This is a genomic window from Rickettsiales bacterium (assembly GCA_033762595.1).
Taxonomy (GTDB): Bacteria; Pseudomonadota; Alphaproteobacteria; order Rickettsiales; family UBA8987; genus JANPLD01.
Genome location: JANRLM010000001.1, coordinates 1 through 5420 on the forward strand (window position 1 = coordinate 1; position 5420 = coordinate 5420).

9 protein-coding genes are annotated in these 5420 nt (G+C 33.5%); 4 read left to right on the forward strand and 5 right to left on the reverse strand.

What is annotated here, in order from left to right; genetic code table 11:
- Both SFT90_00005 and purU read left to right on the forward strand, forming a co-directional pair.
- The coding region (locus SFT90_00005) for a M24 family metallopeptidase C-terminal domain-containing protein (protein MDX1948868.1) at window positions 1-534 on the forward strand (534 nt) is incomplete at its 5' end.
- The gene (purU, locus tag SFT90_00010) at window positions 531-1388 is read left to right on the forward strand and encodes a formyltetrahydrofolate deformylase (protein MDX1948869.1); all 858 of its coding nucleotides are present in this window, start codon (window positions 531-533) and stop codon (window positions 1386-1388) included. The genes SFT90_00005 and purU, both read left to right, overlap by 4 nt.
- 9 nt (window positions 1389-1397) lie before the next feature.
- On the opposite strand, the gene prmC is transcribed toward purU, so the two are convergent.
- Together prmC and SFT90_00020 are read right to left on the reverse strand one after the other, a co-directional pair.
- Entirely contained in the window at window positions 1398-2309 is a 912-nt protein-coding gene (gene prmC, locus SFT90_00015; protein ID MDX1948870.1) for a peptide chain release factor N(5)-glutamine methyltransferase, read from the reverse strand.
- Window positions 2293-2952 (reverse strand): hypothetical protein, encoded by a 660-nt coding sequence (locus tag SFT90_00020; GenBank protein MDX1948871.1) that lies wholly within the window; start codon window positions 2950-2952, stop codon window positions 2293-2295. The genes prmC and SFT90_00020 overlap by 17 nt, the downstream gene beginning before the upstream one ends.
- 55 nt (window positions 2953-3007) lie before the next feature.
- Between SFT90_00020 and SFT90_00025 the strand changes: the two genes are divergently transcribed.
- Window positions 3008-3241 (forward strand): AbrB/MazE/SpoVT family DNA-binding domain-containing protein, encoded by a 234-nt coding sequence (locus SFT90_00025; protein MDX1948872.1) that lies wholly within the window; start codon window positions 3008-3010, stop codon window positions 3239-3241.
- Between the two features lie 15 nt (window positions 3242-3256).
- Complete coding sequence (locus SFT90_00030; protein ID MDX1948873.1) at window positions 3257-3580, forward strand: type II toxin-antitoxin system PemK/MazF family toxin; 324 nt, start codon at window positions 3257-3259, stop codon at window positions 3578-3580.
- 23 nt (window positions 3581-3603) lie between these two features.
- Here the strand turns inward: SFT90_00030 and SFT90_00035 are convergent, their stop codons facing one another.
- The 3 genes from SFT90_00035 to SFT90_00045 all read right to left on the reverse strand — a co-directional run.
- Window positions 3604-3771: a hypothetical protein gene (locus SFT90_00035; GenBank protein MDX1948874.1), complete on the reverse strand. Its 168-nt coding sequence runs from the start codon at window positions 3769-3771 to the stop codon at window positions 3604-3606.
- Window positions 3772-3792: 21 nt separating this feature from the next.
- Entirely contained in the window at window positions 3793-4707 is a 915-nt protein-coding gene (gene speB / locus SFT90_00040; protein MDX1948875.1) for an agmatinase, read from the reverse strand.
- A 55-nt stretch (window positions 4708-4762) separates the two neighbouring features.
- A partial coding sequence (locus SFT90_00045) for a cell division FtsA domain-containing protein (protein ID MDX1948876.1) occupies window positions 4763-5420 on the reverse strand: 658 nt, incomplete at its 5' end.

Below are 5420 nucleotides of genomic sequence, written 5' to 3' on the forward strand. Positions count from 1 at the left end.
ACAATCGCTTTAGGTGATGTTACTAATGAGCAGAAAGAAAATTTTACACTTGTTTTGAAAGGGCATATTAATATTGCCAGTGCGATTTTCCCAAACGGCACTAATGGCTCTCAGATTGATGTTTTGGCGCGTATAAATTTATGGCGTAACTTCAAAGATTATAAGCACGGAACTGGTCACGGCGTTGGCTTCTGCCTTAATGTTCACGAAGGTCCTCACGGAATTTCAAAGCATTATAAAGCCGCTTTTGTTGAAAATATGGTTGTTTCAAATGAACCCGGTTTTTATAAAAAAAATGCTTACGGCATCAGAATTGAAAGCCTTGTTTATGTAAAAAAGATAAATAATGAATTTTTAGGTTTTGAAACACTAACAAAAGCACCAATAGATTTGAAATTGATAAAAAAAGAATTACTAAACAGAGAAGAAATTTCTTGGTTAAATAATTATCACGAAGAAGTTTATTCAGAAATCTCGCCTTACCTAGATAAAAATGAAAAATCTTGGTTAAAAAAACAAACAAGAAAAATATGAAAAAATTATCAGAAAAAACCTATATATTAAAACTCTCCTGTGCTGATAAAAAGGGCATAGTTGCTAGTGTTTCTGGTTTTTTGTTGAAAAATAACGGCTTTATTTTAGAATCTGCACAATTTGGTGATGAATCTACTGGAAAATTTTTCTTAAGAGCAGAATTTACCTGCCCATTAAAAATTGAAATTCTTCAGAAAAAATTTGAAGAAGAAGTTGCAAAAAATTTTGCGATGGAGTTTGTTGTTTTTGATAAATCTGAGAGGCCAAAAATTTTAATTGCCGTATCAAAGGCAAGTCATTGCTTGGTTGATTTACTTCATAAAAATGAGATTGGCGTTTTGAATGCGGAAATTGTTGGCGTGGTTTCCAACCATAAAGATTTAGAAATTTGGGCAAAAAGATTCAACAAAAAATTTTATTATTTACCTATTGGTAAGGATAAAAATTTGCAGGAAAAAAAATTATTTGAATTATTCAAAAAAACTAATTCAGATTTACTGATTTTAGCAAGATATATGCAGATTTTATCAGATGATTTTTGTAAAAAATCTTATGGCAAAATTATAAATATTCATCATTCATTTTTGCCTAGTTTCAAGGGTGCAAAACCTTATCACCAAGCGTTTGATAGGGGCGTAAAATTAATTGGCGCAACCGCCCATTATGCAACTGAAAACCTTGATGAAGGGCCAATTATTGAGCAGGAAGTAACTCGTGTGAACCATAGTTACAAAGCGGAAGATTTGAAATTAGCAGGTCAGGATATTGAAAATAGGGTGCTATTCCGTGCTGTAAAATGGCATTTGGAACATCGCGTTATCATAAACGGCAATAAAAGCGTTGTGTTTAATTGATTAATTTCTCTACTTAACAATTTTCAAATTCTTTTTACTGAATGATATAACCCTTGGAATTCCGGCTAAATCTTCCCAAGCTTCATTTATTGTAAAGCCATTTTGCTGGATAATTTCCGCCACTTGTTCCTCTTGCCATTTGCCTATTTCAAAGAAACATCTGCCATGAATTCCAAGGTGGTTTTCAACCTGAGCGATTATTTTACGATAAGCATCAAGCCCATCTTCACCGCCTTCAAGCGCGAGTTTTGGCTCAAATAAAGAGACTTCCGCCTGTAAGTGATTAATAGAATCATTCTTAATATAAGGCGGATTTGAAACGATAATATCAAACTTGTCATTAACAGAATCAAACCAATTAGATTGCACGAAATCAAGCCTTTCTGATACTTGCAGATTCTCAGCGTTTTCTCTTGCAACTTGCAACGCTGAAAGAGAAACATCAACACCTAAACCGGTTGCATTATGGAATTCTCTAAGTAGTGAAATTATTATACAGCCTGAGCCTGTGCCGAGATCCAAAATTTTCAATTTTCTATTTTTATCTTTATAATTTTTTAAGATAGCCTCAATGATAGTTTCAGTTTCTGGGCGGGGATCAAGAGTATCAAAATTTGTTTTGAATTTTGCCCCCCAAAATTCTTTTTCTTCAATAATTTTTGCAACTGGCTCTCTCCTTAGTCTTCTTAGGAGTAAATTTTCAAATTTTTTTCTTTCTTCTTCGGTTAAAATTCTTGAGGCGGAAATCAGCAATTCTTCATATCTAATATTCAGAACATTCTGCAATAAAACTCTTGCATCTAAAAGTGGTGTATTAATTCCCGCAGATCGCAACCTTGTGGAAGCATTTTTCCAAGCAGTTTTTAACATTAAATCATTTTCTTCTTGCATCTTAAAATCATCTTTAGCGTTGAGGAACAAACATCATTCTAACTTTTTTGAAGGTTTGTTTATCTGTAAATTCATAGCATCTATCCAGCACAAATCTGCATTTTTTTAGCTCATTTGCAAAGCATTCTTTTACCGATTGCTTGCAGTGATATTGTTTTTCCCAGTCTGGCAGATTATCCCAACGAGTTGCAATGCCACCGATTATCTCTGGGCTCGCCTTAATATTTTCAAGTTCTGCTCTAATTAACTGCTCTTGTTTCTGTTTTTCACTAAGGCGAGAATAAGCATCAATTCTTGCGGCATAACCCGGATATTTCTTTCTAATGAGTTCAGTTCTAAATTTCGGGTTATAATAAGAATTATCAATTTCTTTTAACTTTAGAATTAAATCTTTTTCTTTTTTTGGGTCAGTAGTTTTTTCAAGTTCTTCATTTATTTTTTTTCTAAGAAGAAGCATCTTTTTTTCATAAGCACTATCAACTTTTATATTATTTATATTGATATTTTGAATCTTATTTGCCGTTTGAGATTGTTGGTTTTCTTGTAGTTTTTTATATTTTTCTGCTTCAATTATTTTATCACTAATTCGAAGCTGAGCTGATGCAGAAGTTACAAAAATAAAACCTACAAAAGTTAAAAAAGCTGAGAAAAAGATTTTTTGAGAAAATTTCATTGAGGTTAAGGCAATTAAAGCCTTAATATATCATAAATTTATAGAATTATCAACGATGTTAGTAACATCAGTTACATCAAAATATCAAGCTACAATTCCTCTGGAAGCTAGGAATCTTCTAGGCTTAAAGGCAGGCGACAAAGTTATTTTTGAATTAAATAAAACTGCAAAAACTGCAACAATTAAAAAATATACTGGCAATGATAAATTGTCTGAAAATTTACAGAAAAATTCTCTTTCAGAAGATTGGCTTTCTACAAAAGATAAATCTGCTTTTTCAAATTGGTAGTATATATACTTTATTATGCTTAAAAAATTTGACATTATAAAAGTTAGTATAAGCCATTCTGATGAAGAAAAATTTGAAAGGCCAGCAATGTTAATTTTAGATGAAAGTGAGAATTTTTCATACATTCAGGCTTGTTTGATAACTGCTAATTTTAGCCCCAAATATAATTTAGATATCGCCTTAAATGATTATTTTGAGATGGGCCTGCCCACTAAATGTTTTTTAAGGGTGCAAAAAATAATCTGCATTGATAAAAATCTTATCAACACCAAAGTTGGCGAATTACCTTATGATTTAAGAGAAGTTTTTGATAAAAGATTGAAAGAATTTTTGTTATAATATATTAAAAGCATTTTACTATATTATTTTTTATTCTTTTCTTTTAGATATTTCATACGATTAATTGCGTGTTGCTCCATTTCAGATTGAGAGATATTTGCGGGGCAGGTAACAACAGCTTCTAAGCCAGTTTCTTCATCAACTGCACAAATTTTTACATAAGAGCCGAGTCTTGTAAATTCAAAAATCACGCTTTTTAGTTGTTAAAATTTTTACAATTTTATCCTATCTTTGCAAAACTTAAAGCTCAAAATTTTGTAAGCGAGTTTAGCTGCTAAAAAATCAGATGCGTGCCAGTTTTTTATAGGTGCAAGCTCATTAATATCAGCCCCCACAATGTTAGAAATTTTTGCAGCTCTTTTGATAATTTGCATAGCATCTTCCCATAAAATTCCACCTGGTTCTGGCGTGCCGGTTGCTGGCATAAGAGAAGCGTCAAAACCATCAACATCAAAGGTTAAATAAACATCACGCCCTTTAAGTGGTGCAACGATTTTATCGTAATCCCACTTGGTTCTATCTTTGCCCCAATGGATAGTAATTCTGCCCATTTTTGATTCTTTTTCATAAAACGGAATTTCCTCAGCGGAGATATTTCTAATTCCGCAAGAAATAAGCGTTGTAACTTGTTTGTGATCTAAAACCCTGCGAAGTGCAGCGGCGTGAGAATATTTAACACCCAGATAGCCATCTCGCAAATCTGCATGTGCATCAAAATGTAGAACTGCAAGGTTTTTATATCTGCGAGCAAAAGGGCGGATAGTGCCAGCCGTAATTGAATGCTCACCACCAAATGTAAAGGGAAATTTTTTTAATTTAAGAACTTCCTCAACAATATTTTCTAACTGATCAATGGCTTTATCAAGATTTTTGTTTATCACTTCCGCTTTTAGCGTAGCAATGCCAAAATTCCTGATAGGCTCACACCATAAATCTTCATCAAAAAATTCAAGCTCAGATGAAGCATCTATCATCGCTTGTGGGCCTTTAGATGTGCCACCTCCATAGCTAACAGAGTTTTCTAAACCGAATGGAATAATTATAACATCAGCCTTTTCTGGCTTGCCAACTATTTCTTCTGGCAGATGCGTAAAAGCTTTTTCGGCAGGTAAAAAATTCAGCTTCATATTTTTGGGATTGTTTTATAGACGCTTATATAGCAATTTTATGAATTATGAAGGGTTAAAAATTACGCTTAAACCATTCAACCAATTGGTTCACTTTATTGAATTTTCTTGGGCTTTGAGAAACCATTTCAAGCGGATTAAATTTTGGCTTGGTTTCGGTTTTATCTTTTTGGCTTGCCGCATAAATTAGCATTCCTACCGCCGTTGAGAAAGCTGGGCCTTTCGCAGATTCTGGCATACTATGAAGTTCAGTTGGTCTGCCGATTCTAGTGTGCTTATTAAAAACATAGCTTGCAATTTCCCTCATGCCTTGTAGTTGAGAAGAACCGCCAGTTATAACTATTTTATTTCCCGCAACGCCGTATAAACCGCTCTTTTCTAAATTACTTTTTGCAAGCTCTAAAATTTCTTCAACTCTTGGCTTAATAATTGAGGTAAGCTCCGCTTTTGTAATAGTTTTATGATTAGAATTACTTTCTTCTTCATTTAACTCAATTCTATCCAAATCGTCGCTATCGGTTGAAATTGCTGAGCCGTGAATAACCTTTAATCTTTCAGCATAAGGCACACTCAAGGAAAGCCCAAGTGCAATATCTCGCGTAATATGAAGCCCACCAACAGGAACCGAGCTAAAATAAACCGGATACCCCTCAGAAAATATAGCAATTGAAGTATTACCCGCACCAATATCAAGCATAGTAACGCCAATATCC

Excerpts from the sequence above, each read along its gene's own strand:
- purU (MDX1948869.1), top strand. The coding sequence starts at position 531 with ATGAAAAAATTATCAGAAAAAACCTATATATTAAAACTCTCCTGTGCT.
- SFT90_00020 (MDX1948871.1), bottom strand. The coding sequence starts at position 2,952 with ATGAAATTTTCTCAAAAAATCTTTTTCTCAGCTTTTTTAACTTTTGTA.
- SFT90_00025 (MDX1948872.1), top strand. The coding sequence starts at position 3,008 with ATGTTAGTAACATCAGTTACATCAAAATATCAAGCTACAATTCCTCTG.
- SFT90_00030 (MDX1948873.1), top strand. The coding sequence starts at position 3,257 with ATGCTTAAAAAATTTGACATTATAAAAGTTAGTATAAGCCATTCTGAT.
- speB (MDX1948875.1), bottom strand. The coding sequence starts at position 4,707 with ATGAAGCTGAATTTTTTACCTGCCGAAAAAGCTTTTACGCATCTGCCA.